Origin of the sequence: Pustulibacterium marinum, from assembly GCF_900116665.1 — a bacterium.
Lineage (GTDB): Bacteria > Bacteroidota > Bacteroidia > Flavobacteriales > Flavobacteriaceae > Pustulibacterium > Pustulibacterium marinum.
In genome coordinates, this window is sequence record NZ_FPBK01000015.1 from 54,352 (window position 1) to 77,566 (window position 23,215).

A 23,215-nucleotide genomic window follows, 5' to 3' on the forward strand; every position below is an offset into this window, starting at 1 on the left:
GTTATTCTAATGGTTTAAAAAAGAAAGGTTCATATTCTGGTGTTATTTCAGGGTGCAAAATATGAATAATATCTTTTAAAACGATATCCGGACGGTTAGGAGCTAATTCATAATATAACAAACCGCCTGTGCTACCTTTGGTATTGCTGTAAGTGTAGACTTTGTGTTTTTGATAGGCTTCAAAATCAGTATAAGCACTGTTCGTGCTACTCATTTGCTCGTACGAAGTAAATTGTCCAGGTCCCAACCAAATATCGGCTTGCTGCGCTTTGTCGTATACGTTTTCAAAACTAAGTGCTAAACTTCCGGTATCTTCATTAGTCGCCCAAAGATAAGCACCATTAGCATCGGTAATAAATTGTGCCATCCAACTTTGTCCGCCTGGTAAATACCAAACATCTTTAAACATTGCACCACTCAAAACAGTAGGTTGCTCTGCAGTTTGGGTAGCTAAATCTTTGGCTGAGTTGTAGCTTTTCTCTATGGTTTTAAAAATACTATCAGCTTCTTTTTCTTTTCCAAAAAATGGAGCAAAAAATTTGATCCATTCTGCCTTCCCTAAGGGTGTTTGTTCTGTCCAATCACCATTATAAACCACAGGTATTCCAGATCTTTCGAGAGTTTGATATGCTTTGTTCTGACCATTGATACTAAATCCGAAAATAACCTCTGGAGCAATGTCTAAAAGTAATTCAGTATTAATGTTTTCATTCATCCCAACATCTGTAATCTTTCCAGATTCAATGCGTTGTCTAGTGCGTTCCGAAGAAATATACTGAGTATCAGGAAAAGCAACAAGTGTTTCGGTAGCGTTCAGTGCTTCCAAAGCAGGAATGTGGGTAGTAGAAGTAGCCATAGTAGTAGTTACAGGAACTTCTATAACCGCATTATAGGTATCTTTTTGAATGTTACTACCTTTTGGAACTAAAGCATATACATACGGTTGTTGTGCCTCTGGCCATGGACTGGTAACAGTAATTAAAGTGATATTCTCTTTTTTTTCAATGTGAAAACCTTTCGCATATGAAAGTGAAGTATCGGGCTGGGTTACTGTTTCAGTAGCTTTCGGTGTGGTGTTACAACTGCTAATAAAAAGTGCGATGACCACCAAAAAAAGGAATTGATTTTTTTTCATGCAGTAAAGGTAAAAAAAACAAAAACTAACAAATGTCATTTTTAACTATAACGTTTTCGTTTACTTTTAAATAAAATTTAATGGTTATGCTAAGCGACGAAAAATACATTATGGTAACCGTGCTATTTTATATTATACTGCTTTTTTTTATTTTCTTAATCATGAAAATTACTGATAAAGAAGCGCACTAAATAGTAAGTGTTCATAGGTACACAATACAGATATATTGTGTACCTTTGCCGAGAATTCGGGTTCTGAAGAAACCACAATTCAGGTTCACAGATTAAAAGGGAATTCGGTGTAATACCGAAGCTGTTCCCGCAACTGTAAGCGACGTTTTATTGATTGAAACGGTGTTTGTAACTACTTTGCCACTGGAGTTTTTCCGGGAAGGTAACAAACATACGCAAGCCAGGAGACCTGCCCGCATTCTGAAAATAGTAATTAGCCTTCGGGATAAAGGTTATAGGTTTATGAAGCAATTTTATCTTTTCATTAGTTTTATTTCGTGCTTAGCTTGTAAATTACAAGCACAGGATACTATTCCTTTGGCTGAAGTAGAAGTTTCGGACACACAATTAAAACGGTTTTCCGATACGCAACAAACTATAGAACTGTCTGATAGTATCAGTATCAAAAATCAAGCTTCGCTTACATCTTTATTAAACTTCAACTCATTTATCTATTTTAAGCAAAATGGGCTAGGAATGGTTTCTTCTCCATCTTTTAGAGGAACTACGGCACAACAGACTGCTGTTCTTTGGAACGGAATCAACATCAATTCTCAATTCAATGGGCAAACGGATTTTAATACCATTAATATAAGAAATTTTGATGCGGTAGAAGTGCGCAGTGGAGGAGGAAGTGTGCTGTTTGGGAGTGGTGCTATTGGTGGCTCTATTCACTTAAATGATTATATAAAATTTAGTGAAGGATTTAAAAATACTGCCTTTGTAAAATATGGTAGTTTTAATACGATAGATGGAAGTTATAAAAGTTCATACAGCTCAGAAAAATTGAGTTTGAATATTGCATTGAGCAGAGTGAACTCAGATAATAATTATGAGTATGTAGGTAAAGATAGGAACAATAGTAACGGACAGTTTTATAATCAGTCTGTGTCAGCAAATGTGGGATATAAATTGAATGAAAACAATTTAGTAAAGTTCTTTACTTATATCTATGATGGAGACCGAAATTTTTCGTTAATAGTACCTACTGAGACGCGAACTTCTTATTCGGATTTTAACACCAGAAACATGCTAGAATGGGATGGTTTCTATGGTAAATTCATTTCCAAATTAAAAGTAGCCTATACTACTGAACATTATAAATACTATGCAAATATTTATAATGATTCTTATACTGAAGGGAAAGCAAACTCTGTGATTGGTAAATATGATTTAGCATACCATATATCCGATGGAATACTATTGAATTTTGTTTCAGACATAAATCATACTAATGGAGAAGGAAGTAGTATAGCTCAAAATAAACGTACTATTACTGCATTTAATGTGATGTGGAAACATATATTGTCCAATAAATTTCTATACGAAGTTACATCTAGAAAAGAATTCACACAAAATTATGAAAGTCCGTTTTTATTTAGTCTAGGAGCTAAATACAAATTGCTAAATGACTATGAAATCACATTGAATGGTTCTAAGAATTTTAGAATACCTACCTACAACGATTTGTTTTGGGCTGGGAGTGGAAACCCAGATTTAAACCCGGAAACTTCTTATCAATTAGAGTTTGGAAATCATTTCAAACTTAATAAAGTTGATCTTTCTATTACAGGATATTATAATGATATTACAGATATGATTCGCTGGGTACCGCAAGGTTCTGTTTGGAAACCTGTAAATACCCAACACGTAGCTACCTATGGCATTGAGTCAAAATTGAAATATCAAAAGAAATTTGGAAAACATACGATGACTATCAACGGTACTTACACTTATACCAAAGCTAAAGATTTAGATAGTGAAAAAGAACTTATTTATGTGCCCAATCATAAAGCAACAGGAATGTTACAATATAAGTATAAAAGGTTGCAAGCATACTACCAATATATGTTTGTAGGGAATGTTTATACGGACTCAGATAACAATCCTCTTTACAGTTTAGATGCTTACGGTATAAGTAACACCGGACTTAGTTACCATTTTGGACGTCAAAAGGGTTACCAAATAGGAACGGAAATAAATAATCTTTGGAATGTAAATTATCAAAGCGTTCGAAATAGATTTATGCCGGGTATCAACTACGCAATTTATATGAAACTTAAATTTTAACTATGAAGTATTTTTTTAAATCTTGTTTAGCTTTATTAGCTACAGCTTGTATGTTTACATCTTGTGATGATAACGATGATGATGATGTAATTGTAGAACCTACTGGAGAATATGCAGACGGTTACTTTATTTTAAATGAAAATGGTGGACTTGGAGCATCAATCGCAACTTTTGTAGGAGATGATGGAGTTGTAACCGCCGACCCAATTGGGACTGTTAATACAGACTTTGACGTAACAACAACAGGAACCTATTTACAAGATATGTTTTTTGATGATAGCAGAGCATTTGTAATTTCAGGAAGTGGAAACCTGGTTTTGGTATTTGATAGATATACAATGGAGTACATTACAACAGTAGATACAGATTTTGCTTCTCCACGTTATGGAACTGTAGTAGGTGATTATGCCTATGTTACCAATTATAATGATTACAGTGTTGGTGAAGATGATTTTGTCACTATCATTAATTTAAATGATTATACTACTACAACTTTAGATGTTAATAATAACGCAGAAAAGATTATGTCTGAAGATGGTTTGGTGTATATAGCAAATGGATATTATGGATCAGGTAATGCTGTAACTATCTTAGATCCGTCTACAAATGGTTTAACTTCTATAGATTTAGGTACTGGAAACACACCAAATTCTTTTGAGGAAGAAGATGGGTATTTATATGTGCTTACCTATAATTATACCAATGCAGCATTGTTCACTATAGACTTAGCTGCAAATCAAGTAGTAGCTCAAACAGATTTCCCTGCAGCAATCGGAGAAGCTTCTAATTTAGAGATCGAAGATGATGTAGTATATTTTACAGTGTCTAATGCTGTTTACAGCATGCCTTTAAACGCTACAGAAGTGCCAACAGAGCCAATTTTTAGTTATGAATCTGATTCAGCTTGGGGAGTTATGTATGGTTTTGCAGTTGAAGATAATACTATTTATATAGCAGATGGTGGAGACTTTTCTTCAAACAGTACTGCGTATGAATATTCTTTAGATGGACAATTATTGAACACAATTACAACAGGAGTGGGGCCAAACAGTTTCCATTTTAACGACTAAGAAAAGATCATAATTTTCAACGTTCATTTTTTAAGGGCTTAATAGAAAATCAGGGGTGAATTTTTTATTAAGCAGAAAGGCTCCCAATTTGGGAGCCTTTTGTTTTACTAAATACCCTTATACTGGTATGTAGACTTTTACAATAGTCAGTTTTTTAAGAATATAGTTCCTTACTAGATGAAAGACATTAGTGGAATTTTCTTTTATGAGTTTAAAAAGCCGAATGCATTTCAAATGCATTCGGCTTTATAAAATGTATAGTATAAGCAATTTTTAATCTATCTACCTCTTCCTGCATTACTACTTCTAGTAGAAACTGTTTTTCTAGTAGTTGAAGCTTTTCTTGCATTGTTAGAAGTAGTACTTCTCGTAGTTCTAGTAGTAGAACGATTACTGATTTTTGGAGTTGTTCTCTTTGTTATTGTTCTGGTAGTATTTCTAGTGGCAGGCGTACTCACTTGTTTTCTAGTAGTACTTCTTACTGAATTAGAATTAGAAGTACTTCTTGGTGTAATAGATCTTGTAACTGACCTTGTACTGCGGGTTCCGTTTATTGAGCTTGAATTTCCACCTCTTGTAACACTAGTTCCTGTATTTCTAGTATTTTGGTTATTTCTATCTCTATTTATGGTAGTACTACTACTTCTGTTTGGAGTTGTAGTTCTAGTAATATTTCTAGAGGAATTGTTTCTTGTAGTAGTAGCAGTTTCTCTACGGTTATTTGCATTTGCATACAAACGTCTACCTCTAGAGTTTTCGGTTGCTCTATATGTTCTACCAATTGCTACCGTTGCCTTTCTACTGTTTCTGTAATAAGGTCCATAATAGGTGTAACGCGTAGGTGTATAGTATCTTCTATAAGGAGTTGTATACACAATATTATAAGTAGGTCTCATAAAACATCTGTAATAAGGCTGATACACATAGGTTCTGTTGTATACATTAATATAACCTGAATAGTGGCTATATACACCTGCATTGTAATAGATGTGTAATCCTCCAATTCTTACCAATCTTCCTGAATTGTATAAAATATCAACGGAACCAATTGAAGTTACTCTTCCGTAATAATCATAATAGATAGGAATGTTTTCAATTTGTATGATAGCTCCGTAATCGTCATACTGTACGTAAGGGTTATAATCATATCCCTGATTAAATGTAATATTCATATTGCCTACATTCACGTTGGCATTTACGTTTACACTATTATTTATATAAAAATCAAATTCTCCGTTAGGGTATACTGAAAATGTAATTCCATTTTCTTGAAAAATAAAGTTATCTCCATATCCGTATCTTCTATTTATGTCTTCTACATTTTCGATTTCTGTGGTGTTCGCATTTACTGCAAAAGCAGATAAAAATGCAACTGTGATCATTGTGACTAATTTTTTCATAACTCAAAAATTTTAGAAACGTAAGCTTACCGTTTGAATTGATATCTTATAGTAAACAACCACCGTGCCAAAAAATAAAATGCCTTGAAACCTCCAGCAAATACAAGGAAAAAAGAAAGCCTCGCAAGTATCTTACAACTTAACAAGGCTTTCTGACTAACTAACCAACCAAAAAAATCTAACTATGAAATCTTTATCTATTTTGTCGTAACAATTTCTAAAACTTGCACACTATGTAAATTAATTTGTTACGCCTAGTATATTTCAAATCATATGCCAAACTTTAATTTCATTAGTTAGTTACATGTAATATTATGTTAAAGTTTATCCTTTAAAAATTCAGCGGTGTAACTTTCTTTTACTTTTAGAATTTCTTCTGGAGTTCCGCTAGCTATGAGATTTCCTCCTTTTTCACCACCATCTATTCCCAAGTCTATAATATGGTCTGCGCATTTTATCAGATCGATGTTGTGTTCAACCACAATTATAGAGTGACCTTTTTCGATCAACGCATCGAAAGATTTTAATAATTTCTGGATATCATGAAAATGCAAACCTGTTGTTGGCTCATCAAAAATAAATAGCGCTTTTTCTTTGGTATTACCTTTAATAAGAAAGGATGCTAGTTTAATTCTCTGTGCTTCACCACCAGAAAGAGTAGAGGATGATTGTCCTAAACTTACGTAGCCTAAACCAACGTCTTGAAGCGGTTGTATCTTGTTAACAATTTTTGTTTGGTTGTGTTTTTTAAAGAAATCTATAGCATTGTCAATCGTCATGTTAAGAATATCATCAATATTCTGATCTTCATATTTTACTTCTAAAATTTCTTTTTTAAAGCGTTTACCATGACAGGTTTCACATTCCAAATGTACGTCGGCCATAAACTGCATTTCAATGGTAACGGTACCTTCTCCTTTACAAGTTTCACATCTACCGCCATCAACATTAAAAGAAAAGTGTTTTGGTTGAAAACCTCTTAATTTTGCCACTTTCTGTTTAGAGAATAAATCTCGAATATCATCATACGCTTTAATGTAGGTAACCGGGTTTGAACGTGACGAACGCCCTATAGGGTTTTGATCAACAAACTCTACCGTTTTTACATTACTGTATTTCCCTTCTAACTTTGTGAATTGACCTGCTTTTTCTCCATAAGCGTCGGTTTCTTTCATCATAGCAGGGTACAAAATTTTCTTTACCAAAGTACTTTTACCACTTCCAGAAACACCAGTGACTACCGTAAGTGTATTTAATGGAAAAGTGACATCAATATTTTTTAGGTTATTTTCTCGCGCACCAATAACATCAATATATTGCTTGTAAGATCTTCTAACAGTAGGGACTTTTATATTCATGCGTCCACTTAGGTATTTTCCTGTAAGTGTATCTGCAGTTAAAAGTTCAGTATAGGTACCTGAACTTACTACTTCACCACCATAAGTACCTGCTTCTGGACCAATATCAATAATAGCATCTGCAGCTTTCATAATATCTTCATCATGTTCTACTACAATTACTGTATTTCCTAAATCGCGTAATGATTTTAAAACACCAATTAATTTTTCGGTGTCCTTTGGATGTAGACCAATACTTGGTTCATCTAAAATGTACATGGAACCAACTAAACTACTTCCTAGAGAGGTGGCTAGGTTAATTCGCTGACTTTCACCACCAGATAATGTATTTGATTTTCTGTTGAGCGTAAGGTATTGTAATCCTACGTTTGATAGAAACTCTAACCTGCTATTGATTTCCTTTAAAAGTCTTGTAGCAACTTTCATATCAAATTCTGAAAGCGTTAATTCTTTAAAGAAATCTGCTAGTTTTTCTAGTGGCATTTCTACCAGATCAGTAATCGTTTTGCCACCAATGGTTACAAAGTTTGCTTCTGGTCGTAATCTTTTTCCTTTACACGTAGGACATTTAGTTTTTCCACGATAGCGAGAAAGCATTACTCTATTCTGAATTTTATAACTTTTCTCTTCTAATTCTGTGAAGAAGTCATGTAAACCGGTAAAATACTGATTTCCATCCCAAACTAATTGCTTTTGAGCTTCTGTAAGTTCAAACCATGGTTTATGAATAGGAAAATCAAAACGGTATGCATTGTTAACCAATTGATCTTTGTACCAGCTAAGTTTTTCACCTCTCCAAGGAAAAACGGCACTTTCGTAAACAGAAAGTCCTGTGTTAGGAATTACCAAGTCTTCATCTATCCCAATTACATCACCGTAACCTTCACATTTTGGGCATGCTCCGTAAGGATTATTAAAACTGAACAAATGTAAGTTTGGCTCTAGAAATGAAATACCATCTAATTCAAACTTATTACTGAATTTAGTCTGATTTCCATTAGACAATTCTTCAATAAAACAGGTTCCTTTGCCCTCAAAGAAAGCAGTGTCTACTGCATCGGCCAATCGATTTATAAAATCTTCATCATTCTTAACAATGATACGGTCTACTACAAGCTCAAAATCATCATTGAAACTATTGTTTAATTCATCTATTCGTAAAACACCATCTTTGGTTTTAATTCTGGCAAACCCTTGCTGTTCTAAAACCTTTACCGTTTCATATGGAGTTCTTTTTTCTGGAATGGAAACCGGAGCTAAAAGCAATAATTTGGTTCGTTCTTCAAAATTGGAAGTGAAATTTACTACATCTGTAACCGTATGTTTTCTAACTTCTTTTCCCGAAATAGGAGAGAAGGTTTTTCCAATTCTAGCATAGAGTAACTTTAGATAGTCATAAATCTCTGTGGTGGTTCCAACAGTAGACCTAGGGTTTGTAGAATTTACTTTTTGCTCTATAGCAATTGCTGGTGCAATTCCTTTAATAGCGTCCACTTTTGGCTTGTCAAGTCGGCCCAAAAACTGTCTAGCATAGGAAGATAAACTTTCTACATAACGGCGTTGCCCCTCTGCGTATAATGTATCAAAAGCTAAACTAGATTTTCCGGAACCCGACAAACCAGTGATAACTACAAGTTTATTTCTGGGAATAGCTACTGATATATCTTTAAGATTGTGTAGCTTGGCTCCAAGGATTAAAATATTTTCTTTTGTATTGAGTTGTGATATGTCTTTCATAGCAAAATAAACAAGTTGCAAAGATACAAATCATAACGCTGTCGAGGAAATTTGATTATTGTAGAAGAAATGTTAAAGTTTAAGATTTTTTTTGCATTTTCAATTCAGAATCAGTTATATTTGGAACAATTCAAGCAAAAAACTCATTCGCCTATACAATAAAATTACTTTTAAAAACTAAGTTAAACAACACTACACGGAATACCCCTATTATTCCTGTGTTTAAACGACTAAAAGTAATTGGTATGGGAAAACTACTGCAAGATTCAGAATTGGTATCAAAGTACATTAAAGGGAATGAAGGTGCTTTAGAAATATTGATAGAGAGACACAATCAACGTATTTATAGTTTTATTTTTTCAAAGGTCTATGATAAAGAAGTAGCTGATGATATTTTTCAGGATACTTTTATTAAAGTGATCAATACCTTGAAAAAAGGTAAGTATAATGAAGAAGGTAAATTTTTACCTTGGGTAATGCGTATTGCACATAACTTGGTAATTGATTATTTCAGAAAGAACAAACGAATGCCTAAGTTTGAAGGTAATGACGATTTTAATATTTTTTCTGTGATTGCAGACGGCTCTTTGAATGCGGAAAATCAAATTATTAAGGATCAAGTGGATTTTGATGTACGTAGATTGATGGAAGAATTACCAGATGATCAACGTGAAGTATTGTACATGAGAATTTATAGAGATATGAGTTTCAAGGAAATAGCAGACGCTACTGATGTTAGTATCAATACTGCATTGGGTAGAATGCGTTATGCATTGATCAACTTGAGAAAAGTGATTGAAAAAAATAATATGATTTTAGTGAATTGATACAATATAGGATAATTTGCTACGTTATTATTGAAAACCCTTATAAAATAATAATATGGCAAAAATTTACTCCAAAAAGAATGAAGATGTAAAATGTGTTTCGCCAAAAAAGGAAACTATTTCATTTTTATTGAATTATTCTAAAGCGTTACGTATTGTAACTCATAAAAATATTCAGTTTGAAAATATTTTAAATTAAAAAGCTCCTTCTATTTAGGAGCTTTTTAATTTTTCAAGAGTATATAAATTGTTCTTAGAAATAATTTATTTCTTCTTTTTTAGATATTCTTTTAAAACGGTTTTTCTACCAATAGTTTTGGTAATGATATCGTTTTCCAGTTTCCAACCTCTGGCTGGCGAATATTCTCTCCCGTACCAAATAATCTGTAAATGCAGGTTGTTCCATTTGTCTTTAGGAAAGAGTCTTTTGGCATCTTTTTCGGTTTGTTGCACCGTTGTCCCGTTAGAAAATCCCCATCGATACATGAGTCGGTGAATGTGTGTGTCTACAGGAAATGCAGGTATGTCAAAAGCCTGACTCATTACTACACTCGCAGTTTTGTGCCCAACAGCAGGTAAGGATTCCAAGGCTTCAAAATCAGCTGGAACTTCCCCGTTGTATTTTTCAATAAGAATGTGCGAGAGTTCGTAAATTCCTTTTGATTTCATAGGAGACAATCCGCATGGACGAATAATATCCTGAATTTCTTCACGAGTTAAACGAACCATCGCGTACGGATTATCGGCTCTTTCAAACAACAAAGGCGTAATTTGATTCACACGAACATCGGTACATTGCGCAGAAAGTAACACCGCTATCAACAAAGTATACGGATCTTTATGATCTAACGGAATCGGAATCTTTGGATAAATTTCATCCAGCGTCTCCATTACAAAAGTTACTTTTTCTGCTTTGGTCATATCTTATTATTTTACAAATGAATAGTAACGAGCTCCTAATCTGTTGATTTCTTCCGATTCAATACCCGATAAAATCCACTCGTTTGCAGGCGTTACAATACTTTCTTTTACTTCTTTTTTGTGTAATTGATGGTAAGTATCAATATCAATAGCTTTAGTTTCGGCTAAGGTTTCAAAAAGATTTACATCTTTGATGGCTTCTTTCCATTCTGGTTGAATTACCCCTTCAAAAACTTTAGATTTTGCGCCACTACCATAAGCCAAGAAACCAAAAGTTTCGTTACTGGCATCGATGCCTTTTTCAGCAAAATCACATAAGGTAGACAAGAATCCCATAAAGATAGAGCCTGTATACATATTCCCGATTAGTGAAGAAGCTCTTTCAGCAGGAGCAAATTTTTCAGCTACAAAGGTTTTGTATGCATCAGACTTACTAAAAGCTTTCAATTTCACTCCATAATCTTCCATTTCCGGATTGATCTCTGCATTCAATTCAGCATTATCCGAAACAAAAATCTGTGGAAACATTCTACGCGCTTGAAACGAGTAGGGAAGGTGCATGATGATGGCTTTCCAGTTTTGGTAAAGCGTTCCTTCGGTTTTAGTAAGTGCTTTATAACGTTCGTATGCTTCCACAGTGCGTTCCACATAACAGTCGTTTGAGTACTGACCGTCAAAAACAGGTTGCTCTTTAAAGATTTCAACCTCTGATTCTAACACTCCTTGCCAAGCAGCATTATCGGTAATTCCTAAGGCTTTTTTGCTTACAATTCTGTGTGGTTTAAAGAAATCGAAAACGCCTTTGGCACTTGTAGCAACTTCTGGTTTAAAAGCTATTATTCTAGGATTTGCAGTTATCAACATGGCTACAGCACCTGCGCCTTGCGTATATTCTCCTGTGGAATTTAAATCGTATTTTGCAATATCGGTACTTACTACAATTGCTTTTTTATCAGGATTTAAACGTACAAAATCCATACAGTTTTGCATGGCGTCTACGGCTCCAATACAAGCAAAAGTAAAATCAACTGCATCACAATGCGTAAGTGTATCTTCACCAAAAAGTGTTTCTAAAATCGCTAATAAATATGAAGCAATTGGTTTTGAAGCATCCAAGCCACTTTCGGTACCTACATAAATTCGGCTAATATCAGTGGGTTTTAGGTTTTCTTGTTGAACCAATTTGGTAATAGCGTTAGCCGCAAACGTAATCACATCTTGGTGTACATCTGGCATAGCCATATTCAATAATCCTAATCCTTTTTCTAATTTAACGGGTTCTATGTTTCTTGCCACGGCCAAATCCTTGATTGGCAATTGAATTTTCGGTATATCGAAACTAATGGCGTCAATTCCTGTATTCATGGCAGCGAAAGTACTGCCACCTGTATTTTTATCCAAATAAATTGCTTATAAATAATAGCGTTTATATTGGTTTTTTAATAGGAATACAGAGTTGTTAATAATTCTATTAAAGTTTTTGTAAATATGAATTCTGAATTACTTATTATACTAAATTATACATACATTTAAAGAAAAAAGAAATCATGAAAACATTACAAGTAGGAGATAAAGTACCTCATTTTACCGCAATTGATGATAGTGGAAATACAATAGATTGGAACGATTTTAAAGGGAATAAGGTGATTGTATTTTTCTATCCAAAAGCCAGTACTCCTGGATGTACAGCAGAAGCATGTAACTTGAGAGATCATTATGAAGAACTAAAAGCCGAAGGGTATTTATTGTTAGGTGTAAGTGCAGATTCTGTAAAGCGTCAAGCAAATTTTAAGGCTAAGAATGAATTTCCATTTCCGTTATTGGCAGATGAAGATAAAAATGTGATCAATGCCTTTGGTGTTTGGGGACCGAAGAAATTCATGGGTAAAGAATACGACGGTATTCACCGTATGACGTTTTTAATAGACGAAGAAGGTGTGGTAGTACGTGTAATAGAAAAAGTAAAAACCAAAGATCATACTGCTCAAATATTGGTAGCACAGGTTTAAATTTTAAAACCTTTATAAAATAAAAAAGCCTTAGTGATAACTAAGGCTTTTTTATTTATAGAGCGGGAGACGAGGTTCGAACTCGCGACATTCAGCTTGGAAGGCTGACGCTCTACCAACTGAGCTACTCCCGCAAAAAAAATCTAATGTTGTGGGGAGAGCAGGATTCGAACCTGCGAAGGTAAAACCAGCAGATTTACAGTCTGCCCTCGTTGGCCGCTTGAGTATCTCCCCATTGTTTTAAGAACGTTGCTTCTGTAAAGCGGATGCAAATATAGCACTGTTTTTGGGCTCTGCAAGCTTTTTTTTAAAAGTTTTTTTAAATATTTTACAAGTGGTTGTGAATGAATATTATAAAAAATGCCCTTCTTTCGAAAGGCATCTTATAAATAGTTATTGTAAGATCTAATTAGCTATTCGGAATAGGCATTTTTCCAGCTTCTTCGGTGACTACATTCTTGTTTGCAACACCTAAAGCTTCTGCAATAGCAGCTTCTAATTCAGCTCCGCGTAGGTTCTTCTTCACAATTTCTCCTTTTTCGTTCAAAAGGAACGTTGTTGGAATTTGTGTAATGTTATACGTTCTTGCAGCATCTTGCGAAATTACATGTTGCCAATTTATATGATCTGCAGCAACTGCTTCTTTCCATTTATCTTCGGCTTTATCAACCGAAACTCCTAAAATATTTAAACCATCTTTGTGGTATGCATTATAAATTTTTAAAACATTAGGATTTTCTTTTCGACAAGGAACGCACCAAGAAGCCCAAAAATCAATAAGAGTAACTTTTCCTTTTGCTGCATTTAAGGAAAGATTTTCTCCTTCTAAAGTTTTGGCAGAAAAGTCTGGTGCTACAGCTCCAATCTTTGTTTTTCTAATACTATTGATTTGTTCTTCTAGTTTTTTACCTTTCTCAGAATTCTTGAGATCGTTATTCAAATTATCAAAAATGCTAGCAAGTTTGTCAAACTCGTCTTTTTGCATCATTAAATTTTTCTCAAGAAGTAAAATACTTACGTATGAATCTGGATTCTCTTTTGAAAAATTAATTTCATAATTAGAAAGCTCTTCTTGATAAGCTTGTCTTTTTTCTTGAAGAACTTTTATCCCATCAAAATTTTTATTTTGAGAAAGCTCACGCATTTCATCTTTCATGCCATTGATTGAATCACTTACGGCACTCATTTTGTTAAGTACTTTAGCAAAATCGTCGTTATTAGGTGTCCCTTTTATAACTGATTTAATAATAGTGTCTTTATTAAACTCTACTGTAATATCACCTCCTTCTAAAATAATTGGAGCTGAACCTCTTCTATTATTTAAAAGAGATAAAAAGCCGAGCTTTGTTTCATTAGATGTTCCAGTAAATTTAAATTTACCATCTTTAACAACTGCGGTATCTATACTTTTAGGACGTCCTAAGCTATCTTGTTCGCTAAGCACAAGTTTAGCCCCATCTTTTAATCCAGGAGCGTCACCAGCAATCTGGTATTCATTCGATTTTGTATTATCACAAGAAACTAATAGTGTTCCTACGGTTAAAAACGACAAAAATATTTTTTTCATTATAAAAGTTTTTAGCTGGACAAATGTATGTTTTAAAAGATCCAAAATAAAAAAAGCCTCTTAAATTAAGAGGCTTTTAACAAATATATTTCAATCGATATTAGAATTGATATCTAATACCTAGGGCTAAATCTGGACCTAAATTATTATCTCTCCAATCATCTGAGTTGAAGTATAATTCTGGTCTAAAATCTAAGGACAAGATAAGAGGAATATCAAAATTGTATTCTATACCTATATCTCCGGCTACAAATGCAAATGCGGCACTATCATCGTAATCATTATCATCATAATAATCATTATCACGTGACCAAGATCCTAATCCACCACCAGCACCAACATACCAGTTAAATCCGCCATCTATATTCCATACCCATTGGTACAAAGCAGCCAATTTAATGGCGTCTATATGATTGCTGTTTCTCCATCCAAGATCAAGTTCTAAACGATTATTATCGCCTAAGCCTCTTTGATAAGATATTTCTCCACCAAAACCATCATTATCTCCCAATCTTAAACCCAAGGCATTCTTGGAAATTTCCTGTGCATTCATTGTTGCGAAAGATCCTAGAGCAATTAAGGTTAGTAAAAAGATTTTTTTCATAATTTTATTTTTTATTGTTTGAGACAAAACTAAATTGATGCTCATAAACCCCCTGTTAAATGATTCCTAAGAAAAAATCAAAAAATCCTGAAAATATAAGTAATCAACTGTACAATAGTGATTTACTTAGTAGGACTATTTATGCTACAGATGCTTCGGTTTATAAAGAATTGCCAGAAGGAGTCGCTTTTCCAAAGAATATTGAGGATTTGAAGGAGTTAATCGCTTACGCTAACAATGAAAAAATAGGCTTAATTCCACGTGCGGCAGGAACATCTTTGGCAGGGCAATGTGTGGGTAAAGGGATTGTTGTAGATATGTCAAAGTACTTTACCAAAATTCTTCATATTGATGAAAAAAACAGAACAGTTACACTAGAACCGGGCATTGTAAGGGATGAATTAAATAGTATTTTAAAATCCTATGGGCTGTTTTTTGCGCCGAATACTTCAACTTCCAATAGATGTACCATAGGGGGAATGGTAGGTAATAATTCCAGCGGAACCACTTCTATTCGATATGGCGTCACTCGTGACAAAGTCTTGGAAATGGATGTTCTTTTAAGTGACGGTAGTTTGATTACAATTAAACCACTTACCAAAGGAGAATTACTTCATAAAATGAGTTTACCAACGCTTGAAGGAAAAATCTATAAAAATATCGTAGAGAAATTATCTGCTCCGGAAGTTCAAAACGAAATTAAAACCGAATTTCCAAAATCAAGTATACATAGAAGAAATACAGGCTATGCTGTAGATATGCTTTTAGACACAATTCCTTTTCAGAAGGAAGGAGGTAAGTTTAACCTGTGTAAACTTTTGGCAGGGAGTGAAGGAACATTGGCTTTTACAACAAGTATAACTTTGCAATTAGACAAATTACCACCACGCCATAAAGTGATGATTGCCGCACATTTTATAAGTGTTGAGGATTGTTGCAAAGCAGTGGCACCGGTAATGAATCATCATTTATATACATGTGAAATGATGGACAAGGTGATTTTAGACTGTACTAAAAATAATAAGCAACAAGCCAAAAATAGAGAATTTGTAGAAGGAGATCCTCAAGCTATTTTGATGTTGGAATTGTCTTCGGATAGTGAATCTGATTTAGAAAATCAATGCGAATCTTTAATTCAAACCATAACATCAGAAACCAAAGCGTATGCTTATCCTTTGTTACTAGGAGAAAAGATCAACAATGCATTAGAGTTAAGAAAAGCTGGTTTAGGACTTTTGGGTAATCTGGTTGGAGATAGAAAAGCAGTGGCTTGTATTGAAGATACCGCCGTGGCACTTGAAGATTTATCAAACTATATAGAAGAGTTTACGCAATTGATGGACGATCATCATCAACAGGCTGTTTATTATGCACACGCAGGAGCCGGAGAATTACATTTGCGACCTATTCTAAATTTGAAAAAAGCCAAGGACGTTGCACTTTTCAGACAAATCACAACTGATGTAGCAAAATTGGTTAAAAAATACCAAGGTTCTATGAGTGGTGAGCATGGTGATGGAAGAGTACGAGCGGAATTTATAGAATTGATGATTGGTGAGAAAAACTACCATTTACTCAAAGGAATAAAACAATTATTTGATCCAGAAAACATTTTCAATCCCGGAAAAATAATTGATGCGGCTCCCATGGATATGTATCTTCGGAATACAGTAAATAAGCCTACAGAAAAAATTAAGACAGCTTTAGATTTTTCAGATTCTTTAGGAATTATTCGTGCTGCTGAAAAATGTAATGGTAGTGGAGATTGTAGAAAATCACATCAATTTGATGGAGCGATGTGTCCTAGTTTTCAAGCTACAAAAAATGAAAAAGATACCACTAGAGCAAGAGCCAATGCCTTAAGAGAATTTCTGAATACTTCCGAAAAAGAAAACAAATTTGATCAACCAGAATTGAAAGAGGTGTTTGATCTTTGTTTGAGTTGCAAAGCATGCGGATCTGAATGTCCAAGTAGCGTAGATGCATCACTTTTGAAATCAGAATTTTTATATCAATATCACAAAGTTCATCCGCATAGTTTTAGAGATAAAATATTTGCTAAAAGTGGTCATTTAAACAAAATGGCTTCGAGATTTCCAGGCATCAGTAATACAGTTTTCAAAAGCAATCTTTTGTCTTCTATCATCAAAAAACCGTTAGGAATTGCGTCTCAAAGATCGTTACCTCCTGTGTGTTCGTTTGACTTAGAAAAATTCAATGAACAGTTTATGCAACAGTCTGTTTGTTACAATAAGGTAATTCTTTTTATTGATGAATTTTCTAATTTTAATGATGCTTTAATTGCCAGAGATTCTTTGGAAGTTCTCTATAAATTAGGCTTTTGCGTGGAGCTATATTTTGGCGAAAGTGGAAGAACTTTCATCTCAAAAGGATTTTTAGAAGAGGCCAAAGAAATAGCGAAAACAAATATTAGAAATTTAAAGAACAAGGTAACTCCAAAAATTCCTTTACTGGGCATTGAGCCTTCTGCAATTTTATCATTTAGAGACGAATATCCCCGTTTAGTTGAATATCAAGATGAAGCAAAAACACTTGCTGGAAACAGTTTCTTGATTGAAGAATTTTTGGCAAAGGAAATTGCAAACGGGGCTATAAAGGCCGATATGTTTACCAATGAAAGAAAGCGGGTAAAGATTCATTCACATTGCTATCAAAAAGCACTTTCCAATCAAAAAGTAACGTTTGATATGCTCAATGTGATTCCAAATTACAAAGTTTCTATCATGAATACAGGTTGCTGTGGAATGGCAGGATCTTTTGGCTATGAAAAGGAACATTACGAGGTAAGCATGCAAATAGGTAATCTCAAATTATTTCCGGCAATTGAAAAGTCGCATAGAGATGTAGTTATAGCAGCCAACGGTACTAGCTGCCGTCATCAAATTTTTGATGGAACAGGTAGAACTGCTCAACATCCGATTTCTATTTTTAAAGAAGCTTTGTTGTAAAAAAGAAGTGATGTTAACGTAAACGTATAACAGTCACTTCCTTTCTAGAGAGATTGGTAGAAATTTTATAATGTTCTTTTTCCGGTAATGGTAATAGCGGCTAATAAGTCTTTGTAATTCATGTCTTTTAACTCATCATCAGAGTAAAACGGACTCAATTTATCTTCGGCATAATGGTATAATTTCCATTTTTTATTACTGTATTCCAAAGCGGTTAAGTTTTCTATCCAATCGCCTGAATTTAAATACAAGCAAGTTCCGTTTTTATTAACTTTTCTCACCAATTGTGGTTGATGAATGTGACCGCAAATCACATATTTATAGCCGTTTTCAATGGCTAAATCCGAGGCTACTTTTTCAAAATCACCCACATACTTCACGGCTTTTTTAACGCTGTTTTTTATTTTTTTAGATAAGGAATATTTTTCTCTTCCCATACCAACCAAACAGTAATTAATTCCTTGATTTAAAAGAATCAACATATCGTATCCCCAACCACCTAATTTAGCAATCCATTTGGTATGTTGAATCGATGCATCAAAAACGTCTCCATGAAAAATCCATGCCTTTTTTCCATCAAGTTCTAAAACAACCTTGTTCACAATAGAAATATTTCCCATTTCAACATCCGAAAATTTGCGTAGCATTTCATCATGGTTTCCGGTAATGTAAATTACTTCGGTTCCTTTGGTAGATAAATCAATGATCTTTTTAATCACCTGTAAATGTGCTTTCGGAAAATATCTTTTTCTAAATTGCCAAATATCAATAATATCTCCGTTTAAGATTAACTTTTTAGGAGCAATACTGTTTAAATAAGATAACAATTCGTTAGCCTGACAACCGAAAGTTCCTAAGTGAACATCAGAGATAACAGCTATGTCTATTTTTCGTTTTCTCAAGACTTTTTGTTTTAAACAAATAACCTTGTTTATTTTAACCTAAATATTAAGCGCCAATTAATTGTAGATTAGACTTTTGTTAAGTTAAAGTGAAGAAAGGCATGTATTCTTAACTTCTGAAATTCATTTTGCCTCAAAAGATTAGGCAAACAAAGGCGGATTGTTTATTTTCGTGACCACTACAATTTTTTGAAAGATATGGCAGGAAATTCTTTTGGAAATCTTTTTAAGCTTTCCACTTTTGGAGAATCGCACGGCGCAGGTGTCGGTGGAGTAATAGACGGGTGTTTACCGGGAGTTGAATTGGATTTGGAAGCAATTCAGAATGAGTTAAATAGAAGAAAACCGGGGCAATCTGCAATTGTAACACAACGAAAGGAACCTGATGAAGTTCGTTTCTTTTCTGGAATTTTTGAAGGTAAAACTACCGGAACGCCTATTGGTTTTGTGATAGAAAACACCAACCAAAAGTCAAAAGACTATTCACATATCAAAGATTCGTATCGTCCTAGTCATGCCGATTATGTATACGATCAAAAATACGGTTTTAGAGATTATCGTGGAGGCGGACGTAGTTCTGCGCGTGAAACAGCGAGTAGAGTAGTAGCGGGCGCTATTGCTAAGCAAATGTTACCAGAGATTAAGTTTCATGCATTTGTTTCTGCTGTGGGCGAAATTTCGTTGGAAAAACCATTACATGAAATCGATTTTTCAGAAACCGAAAAAAATATTGTGCGTTGTCCAGATGCTGAAACTGCAGCAAAAATGGAAGAACGTATCAAGCAAATTCGTAAAGAAGGCGACACTATTGGTGGCGTAGTGACGTGTGTGATTAAAAATGTGCCTGTTGGTTTGGGAGAACCGGCTTTTGATAAATTACATGCCGAATTAGGAAAAGCCATGCTTTCTATCAATGCCGTAAAAGGTTTTGAATACGGAAGTGGTTTTGAAGGCGCTAAAATGAAAGGTTCTGAACACAACGATTTGTTCAACCAAGATAAAACAACCAAAACGAATTTTTCTGGCGGAATTCAAGGTGGTATTAGCAACGGAATGGATATTTACTTCAAAGTAGCTTTCAAACCTGTAGCGACTATTATGCAAAATCAAGAAACTATAGATAAAGATGGCAACTTAGTAGAAATGCAAGGAAAAGGTCGTCATGATCCTTGTGTTGTGCCAAGAGCCGTGCCTATTGTAGAAGCCATGGCCGCTATGGTAGTAGCCGATTATTTTTTGATCAATAAACAATACCAATAAAATTTTCAACCTAACCAACACTTAACGTTTATGAAGAAACTCGCTTTACACTGGCAAATAATAATAGGAATGGCATTGGGAGTATTGTTCGCTTTGGGAATGATACAATTTGAATGGGGACCCGAATTTCTACAAGATTGGATCAAACCTTTCGGAAACATTTTCATCAACTCCTTAAAACTAATTGCAGTTCCATTAATATTAGCTTCGTTAATTAAAGGAGTTTCAGACTTAAAAGATATATCTAAACTCTCAAAAATGGGAGGGAGAACCATTGGAACCTACATTATTACCACAGTAATTGCGGTGTTGATTGGTTTGGCAGTGGTGAATGTTTTCAAACCCGGAAAGGCCATTTCTCAAGAAACGCGTCAAGAATTGTTGGAGAATTATAAAGGCGACGCTGATTCTAAAATAGCAGATGCTGCCAAACAAAAAGAAACCGGACCTTTACAAGCTTTGGAAGATTTGGTCCCAAGCAATATTTTTAAAGCGGCGACCGACAACGGAAATATGTTGCAAGTAATTTTCTTTGCTATTTTCTTCGGAATTGGATTGATTTTAATTCCTGAAGAACAGGCCAAACCCGTCAAAGCCTTTTTTGATGGTTTTAATGAAGTGATTCTCAAACTTATTGATATTATTATGTTGGCAGCGCCTTATGGTGTTTTTGCCTTGCTGGCAGCCTTAGTTGCCGAAGCACCAAGTGCTTCTTTGTTTATAGCCTTGGGTAAATATGCGTTTTGTGTTATTTTAGGCTTGGCCTTTATGATTATTATTTATGCAGTTCTGGTGTGGTCATTTACAGGAAAAACTCCAGGATTCTTTTTTAACGGAATTTCGCCCGCTCAATTATTGGCGTTTTCAACCAGTTCCAGTGCCGCAACGCTTCCTGTAACCATGGAAAGAGCTGAAGAACATTTAGGTGTAGACGAAGATGTTACTAGTTTTGTAATGCCCATTGGAGCGACAATTAATATGGACGGAACCAGTTTGTACCAAGCTGTAGCAGCAGTTTTTATTGCGCAAGCTTTCGGAATGGATTTAAGTTTGGGAGCACAACTAGGGATCATAGCAACCGCTACGTTAGCTTCTATTGGTTCCGCAGCGGTTCCGGGAGCAGGAATGGTGATGTTGGTCATTGTTTTAGGACAAGCTGGAATTCCAGAAGCTGGTTTGGCATTGATTTTTGCAATTGATAGACCTTTAGATATGTGCAGAACCACGGTAAACGTTACCGGAGACGCGGCAGTTTCTATGATTGTGGCAAAATCGGTTGATAAACTACACGACCCCAAACCCAAAGAGTGGAATGATAATTACAAAAAATAAATCCAATTTATAGAAATGAAACCTCAAGTTCCGGCTGAATATGCACACATCTATAAGATAGATGCTCAGCTAGATCGTTTGCTAAAAAATATAGAACTTTTAGCTTATTTAAATCCAAATAACATAGAGCAAGAGAAGAAAAAGTTCTTTGGTTCTAAATTTACGGTAGAGCCTCAGTTTACCTATACACGTTTAAAATTCAATGCTTTTGAAACGCAGCGTAAATTGTTTTCTTTACGGTTAGAAGAAATTCAGCATGAAGAAATTCATACCCTTTTTGAAGATATTTTATATCACTATTCTGCCATGGTGCAGTGCATCGATTCAATTGGAAAAGGGGACAAGTTTTATTACAATAGTCTGAAAACTTTTGGAACACCAACTGATAGAGATGTTCAAAATGCGCAATTCATTTTACATTTTAAAGATGTTCTAGACGAAGGTTCAGTGAAAAAATTCACTGCGGATCAAGCAGCTGAATATTTTGCGGAGTTTTCTAAAAATTATCAGTTTAATTATAAGATTACGCAGTCAACACGCTTAGCTTCCGATGCTATGGTGAAAAATTCCACCAAGGAATTATTACTGAAGAAAAACGGAAAGTTTAGCGCCAATCAATTGAAAATTTTAGCGCATCACGAAATTGGAGTGCACTTATTAACTTCGTTCAATGCGGCATCTCAACCCTTAAAAATATTTTCAAACGGATTTCCTAAAAACGTAGAAACTCAAGAAGGTTTGGCGGTTTTTAGCGAATACATGTCGGGAGCGTTAACCTTGAAACGCTTGAAAACATTGGCATACCGAGTAATTGCTGTAGACAGTTTGCGCCGAGGATGTAGCTTTACCGAAACGTTTATGCAATTGCACTCTGATTATAAATTGAATAGGGACGATGCGTTTACCACAGCAATGCGAGTACATCGTGGTGGCGGATTTACCAAAGATTATTTGTACTTAACAGGACTGAAAAAAATCTATAATCATCACAAAGACGGGAATAGTTTGGATGATTTACTTACCGGAAAAGTAACGCTGAAATACAAGAAAACCATTCAGAAAATGGAAGACTTAGGCTTGGCAATCAAACCTATTCATCATAACATAGCGTATGCAAGTAATGACAATGCAAACGATAAAATAGACTTTATTCTGAACAATTTAAAATAGTAAAAACCGCCTGTGAGGGCGGTTTTGTTTTTATAAGTTGATTCGTTTGCCTTTCGGAAATTTGATTTCGTACGATAAATGTTTTTCAGTGTTTTCGTTCGGTTGTAGATTCAAATTCCAAGTTAAGATTCCCTTTTTCTCGTCATACGTTGTGGCATCTTGTTGCACTTCGTCTACTTTGATTTCTTTGTTTTGAGAAACCGGAATTCGGTCTAACAATTTTAAATTAATGGTTTTATTAGAATTGTTGCTCACTTTTAAAATATAACCAGTTTCAACAACTCTGTTATTACCAATAAAGTTTTTCGATTTCAAATTTGAATCCAATTCACGTTTTACAGAAATTGATGGAGCAACTCCTAAGGAAATCACCATTTCATCTTCGGTTTGATAGGGATTGATATATGATTTGCCAACAAATACTCCTGAAAAGTAAATATTGCTCTCAGCCGGTAATAAGTTCAGCTCTTGCCAGTTTTTGATAGAAGCTGTTAGAAATACATTTTCGTTAAGTACCGGCGCAGCAACATATTCATAGGTTGGCTGTACCGACATTTTATCAATTTCAATAACGGAAACTTCCATAAGTGATGGAATGTTTTGCGGTTTTTTAATAGTGTATTCTGTAGATGTGATGTTTTGATTTTCAATTAC

Annotated in this window: 18 protein-coding genes, 2 tRNA genes and 1 riboswitch; of the genes, 9 read left to right on the forward strand and 11 right to left on the reverse strand. The window is 34.6% G+C overall.

All coding sequences use genetic code 11. The features are described from left to right. Window position 1: 1 nt before the first annotated feature. Window positions 2-1,135, reverse strand: coding sequence for an ABC transporter substrate-binding protein (locus tag BM383_RS16010; protein WP_093026158.1), 1,134 nt, complete (start codon window positions 1,133-1,135; stop codon window positions 2-4). Window positions 1,136-1,367: 232 nt separating this feature from the next. Then, window positions 1,368-1,577, forward strand: a riboswitch (cobalamin riboswitch). Between the two features lie 31 nt (window positions 1,578-1,608). Here BM383_RS16010 and BM383_RS16015 point away from each other — a divergent pair. Together BM383_RS16015 and BM383_RS16020 are read left to right on the forward strand one after the other, a co-directional pair. Beyond that, window positions 1,609-3,435 (forward strand): TonB-dependent receptor plug domain-containing protein, encoded by a 1,827-nt coding sequence (locus BM383_RS16015; RefSeq protein WP_093026159.1) that lies wholly within the window; start codon window positions 1,609-1,611, stop codon window positions 3,433-3,435. Window positions 3,436-3,437: 2 nt separating this feature from the next. Then, the gene (locus BM383_RS16020) at window positions 3,438-4,505 is read left to right on the forward strand and encodes a YncE family protein (protein ID WP_093026160.1); all 1,068 of its coding nucleotides are present in this window, start codon (window positions 3,438-3,440) and stop codon (window positions 4,503-4,505) included. A gap of 278 nt (window positions 4,506-4,783) precedes the next feature. On the opposite strand, the gene BM383_RS16025 is transcribed toward BM383_RS16020, so the two are convergent. Further along, window positions 4,784-5,905, reverse strand: a complete 1,122-nt coding sequence (locus BM383_RS16025) for a hypothetical protein (RefSeq protein ID WP_143106447.1) — start codon at window positions 5,903-5,905, stop codon at window positions 4,784-4,786. Window positions 5,906-6,222: 317 nt separating this feature from the next. Beyond that, on the reverse strand, window positions 6,223-9,000 hold the full coding sequence (gene uvrA, locus BM383_RS16030; protein WP_093026162.1) for an excinuclease ABC subunit UvrA: 2,778 nt from the start codon (window positions 8,998-9,000) through the stop codon (window positions 6,223-6,225). Between the two features lie 245 nt (window positions 9,001-9,245). Between uvrA and BM383_RS16035 the strand changes: the two genes are divergently transcribed. Then, complete coding sequence (locus BM383_RS16035) at window positions 9,246-9,827, forward strand: RNA polymerase sigma factor (RefSeq protein ID WP_093026163.1); 582 nt, start codon at window positions 9,246-9,248, stop codon at window positions 9,825-9,827. Between the two features lie 55 nt (window positions 9,828-9,882). Then, on the forward strand, window positions 9,883-10,026 hold the full coding sequence (locus BM383_RS18895) for a hypothetical protein (RefSeq protein WP_177229149.1): 144 nt from the start codon (window positions 9,883-9,885) through the stop codon (window positions 10,024-10,026). A 65-nt stretch (window positions 10,027-10,091) separates the two neighbouring features. Here BM383_RS18895 and BM383_RS16040 read toward each other — a convergent pair whose 3' ends face one another. Next, window positions 10,092-10,748: an endonuclease III domain-containing protein gene (locus tag BM383_RS16040; RefSeq protein ID WP_093026164.1), complete on the reverse strand. Its 657-nt coding sequence runs from the start codon at window positions 10,746-10,748 to the stop codon at window positions 10,092-10,094. A gap of 6 nt (window positions 10,749-10,754) precedes the next feature. Next, window positions 10,755-12,113 carry a hydroxymethylglutaryl-CoA synthase family protein gene (locus tag BM383_RS16045; protein WP_093026165.1) on the reverse strand — a complete coding sequence of 453 codons (1,359 nt, stop codon included), beginning with the start codon at window positions 12,111-12,113 and terminating at the stop codon, window positions 10,755-10,757. A gap of 182 nt (window positions 12,114-12,295) precedes the next feature. Here BM383_RS16045 and bcp point away from each other — a divergent pair, with 182 nt between their 5' ends. Then, window positions 12,296-12,757, forward strand: coding sequence for a thioredoxin-dependent thiol peroxidase (bcp, locus tag BM383_RS16050; RefSeq protein ID WP_093026166.1), 462 nt, complete (start codon window positions 12,296-12,298; stop codon window positions 12,755-12,757). Between the two features lie 61 nt (window positions 12,758-12,818). Here the strand turns inward: bcp and BM383_RS16055 are convergent. The 4 genes from BM383_RS16055 to BM383_RS16070 all read right to left on the reverse strand — a co-directional run bounded on the left by BM383_RS16055 (window position 12,819) and on the right by BM383_RS16070 (window position 14,928). Then, window positions 12,819-12,891 (reverse strand) — tRNA-Gly (locus BM383_RS16055). Between the two features lie 18 nt (window positions 12,892-12,909). After that, window positions 12,910-12,991, reverse strand: a tRNA-Tyr gene (locus BM383_RS16060). A 175-nt stretch (window positions 12,992-13,166) separates the two neighbouring features. Continuing rightward, window positions 13,167-14,369: a TlpA disulfide reductase family protein gene (locus BM383_RS16065; RefSeq protein WP_218157959.1), complete on the reverse strand. Its 1,203-nt coding sequence runs from the start codon at window positions 14,367-14,369 to the stop codon at window positions 13,167-13,169. A gap of 55 nt (window positions 14,370-14,424) precedes the next feature. Next, window positions 14,425-14,928 carry a hypothetical protein gene (locus tag BM383_RS16070; RefSeq protein ID WP_093026186.1) on the reverse strand — a complete coding sequence of 168 codons (504 nt, stop codon included), beginning with the start codon at window positions 14,926-14,928 and terminating at the stop codon, window positions 14,425-14,427. 59 nt (window positions 14,929-14,987) lie between these two features. Here BM383_RS16070 and BM383_RS16075 point away from each other — a divergent pair, with 59 nt between their 5' ends. Beyond that, window positions 14,988-17,897, forward strand: coding sequence for an FAD-binding and (Fe-S)-binding domain-containing protein (locus BM383_RS16075; RefSeq protein WP_093026168.1), 2,910 nt, complete (start codon window positions 14,988-14,990; stop codon window positions 17,895-17,897). Between the two features lie 65 nt (window positions 17,898-17,962). Here BM383_RS16075 and BM383_RS16080 read toward each other — a convergent pair whose 3' ends face one another. Beyond that, on the reverse strand, window positions 17,963-18,799 hold the full coding sequence (locus tag BM383_RS16080) for a UDP-2,3-diacylglucosamine diphosphatase (protein WP_093026169.1): 837 nt from the start codon (window positions 18,797-18,799) through the stop codon (window positions 17,963-17,965). A gap of 198 nt (window positions 18,800-18,997) precedes the next feature. Here BM383_RS16080 and aroC point away from each other — a divergent pair, with 198 nt between their 5' ends. From aroC to BM383_RS16095, 3 genes are read left to right on the forward strand one after another with little or no spacing between them, the layout of a single operon-like run. Next, window positions 18,998-20,059, forward strand: coding sequence for a chorismate synthase (gene aroC / locus BM383_RS16085; protein WP_093026170.1), 1,062 nt, complete (start codon window positions 18,998-19,000; stop codon window positions 20,057-20,059). A 30-nt stretch (window positions 20,060-20,089) separates the two neighbouring features. Further along, entirely contained in the window at window positions 20,090-21,391 is a 1,302-nt protein-coding gene (locus BM383_RS16090) for a dicarboxylate/amino acid:cation symporter (protein WP_093026171.1), read from the forward strand. Window positions 21,392-21,406: 15 nt separating this feature from the next. Then, window positions 21,407-22,561, forward strand: coding sequence for a peptidase MATCAP family protein (locus BM383_RS16095; RefSeq protein WP_093026172.1), 1,155 nt, complete (start codon window positions 21,407-21,409; stop codon window positions 22,559-22,561). 30 nt (window positions 22,562-22,591) lie between these two features. On the opposite strand, the gene BM383_RS16100 is transcribed toward BM383_RS16095, so the two are convergent. Beyond that, window positions 22,592-23,212, reverse strand: coding sequence for a DUF4139 domain-containing protein (locus tag BM383_RS16100; RefSeq protein ID WP_093026173.1), 621 nt, complete (start codon window positions 23,210-23,212; stop codon window positions 22,592-22,594). Between the last annotated feature and the right edge of the window lie 3 nt (window positions 23,213-23,215).

What these genes read in the sequence shown, in the direction of transcription:
- BM383_RS16070 (WP_093026186.1), bottom strand. Translation starts at nt 14,928, where the DNA reads ATGAAAAAAATCTTTTTACTAACCTTAATTGCTCTAGGATCTTTCGCA.
- BM383_RS16095 (WP_093026172.1), top strand. Translation starts at nt 21,407, where the DNA reads ATGAAACCTCAAGTTCCGGCTGAATATGCACACATCTATAAGATAGAT.
- BM383_RS16040 (WP_093026164.1), bottom strand. Translation starts at nt 10,748, where the DNA reads ATGACCAAAGCAGAAAAAGTAACTTTTGTAATGGAGACGCTGGATGAA.
- BM383_RS18895 (WP_177229149.1), top strand. Translation starts at nt 9,883, where the DNA reads ATGGCAAAAATTTACTCCAAAAAGAATGAAGATGTAAAATGTGTTTCG.
- uvrA (WP_093026162.1), bottom strand. Translation starts at nt 9,000, where the DNA reads ATGAAAGACATATCACAACTCAATACAAAAGAAAATATTTTAATCCTT.
- BM383_RS16025 (WP_143106447.1), bottom strand. Translation starts at nt 5,905, where the DNA reads ATGAAAAAATTAGTCACAATGATCACAGTTGCATTTTTATCTGCTTTT.
- BM383_RS16020 (WP_093026160.1), top strand. Translation starts at nt 3,438, where the DNA reads ATGAAGTATTTTTTTAAATCTTGTTTAGCTTTATTAGCTACAGCTTGT.
- BM383_RS16015 (WP_093026159.1), top strand. Translation starts at nt 1,609, where the DNA reads ATGAAGCAATTTTATCTTTTCATTAGTTTTATTTCGTGCTTAGCTTGT.
- BM383_RS16045 (WP_093026165.1), bottom strand. Translation starts at nt 12,113, where the DNA reads ATGAATACAGGAATTGACGCCATTAGTTTCGATATACCGAAAATTCAA.
- BM383_RS16010 (WP_093026158.1), bottom strand. Translation starts at nt 1,135, where the DNA reads ATGAAAAAAAATCAATTCCTTTTTTTGGTGGTCATCGCACTTTTTATT.
- aroC (WP_093026170.1), top strand. Translation starts at nt 18,998, where the DNA reads ATGGCAGGAAATTCTTTTGGAAATCTTTTTAAGCTTTCCACTTTTGGA.
- BM383_RS16035 (WP_093026163.1), top strand. Translation starts at nt 9,246, where the DNA reads ATGGGAAAACTACTGCAAGATTCAGAATTGGTATCAAAGTACATTAAA.
- BM383_RS16090 (WP_093026171.1), top strand. Translation starts at nt 20,090, where the DNA reads ATGAAGAAACTCGCTTTACACTGGCAAATAATAATAGGAATGGCATTG.
- BM383_RS16075 (WP_093026168.1), top strand. Translation starts at nt 14,988, where the DNA reads ATGATTCCTAAGAAAAAATCAAAAAATCCTGAAAATATAAGTAATCAA.
- bcp (WP_093026166.1), top strand. Translation starts at nt 12,296, where the DNA reads ATGAAAACATTACAAGTAGGAGATAAAGTACCTCATTTTACCGCAATT.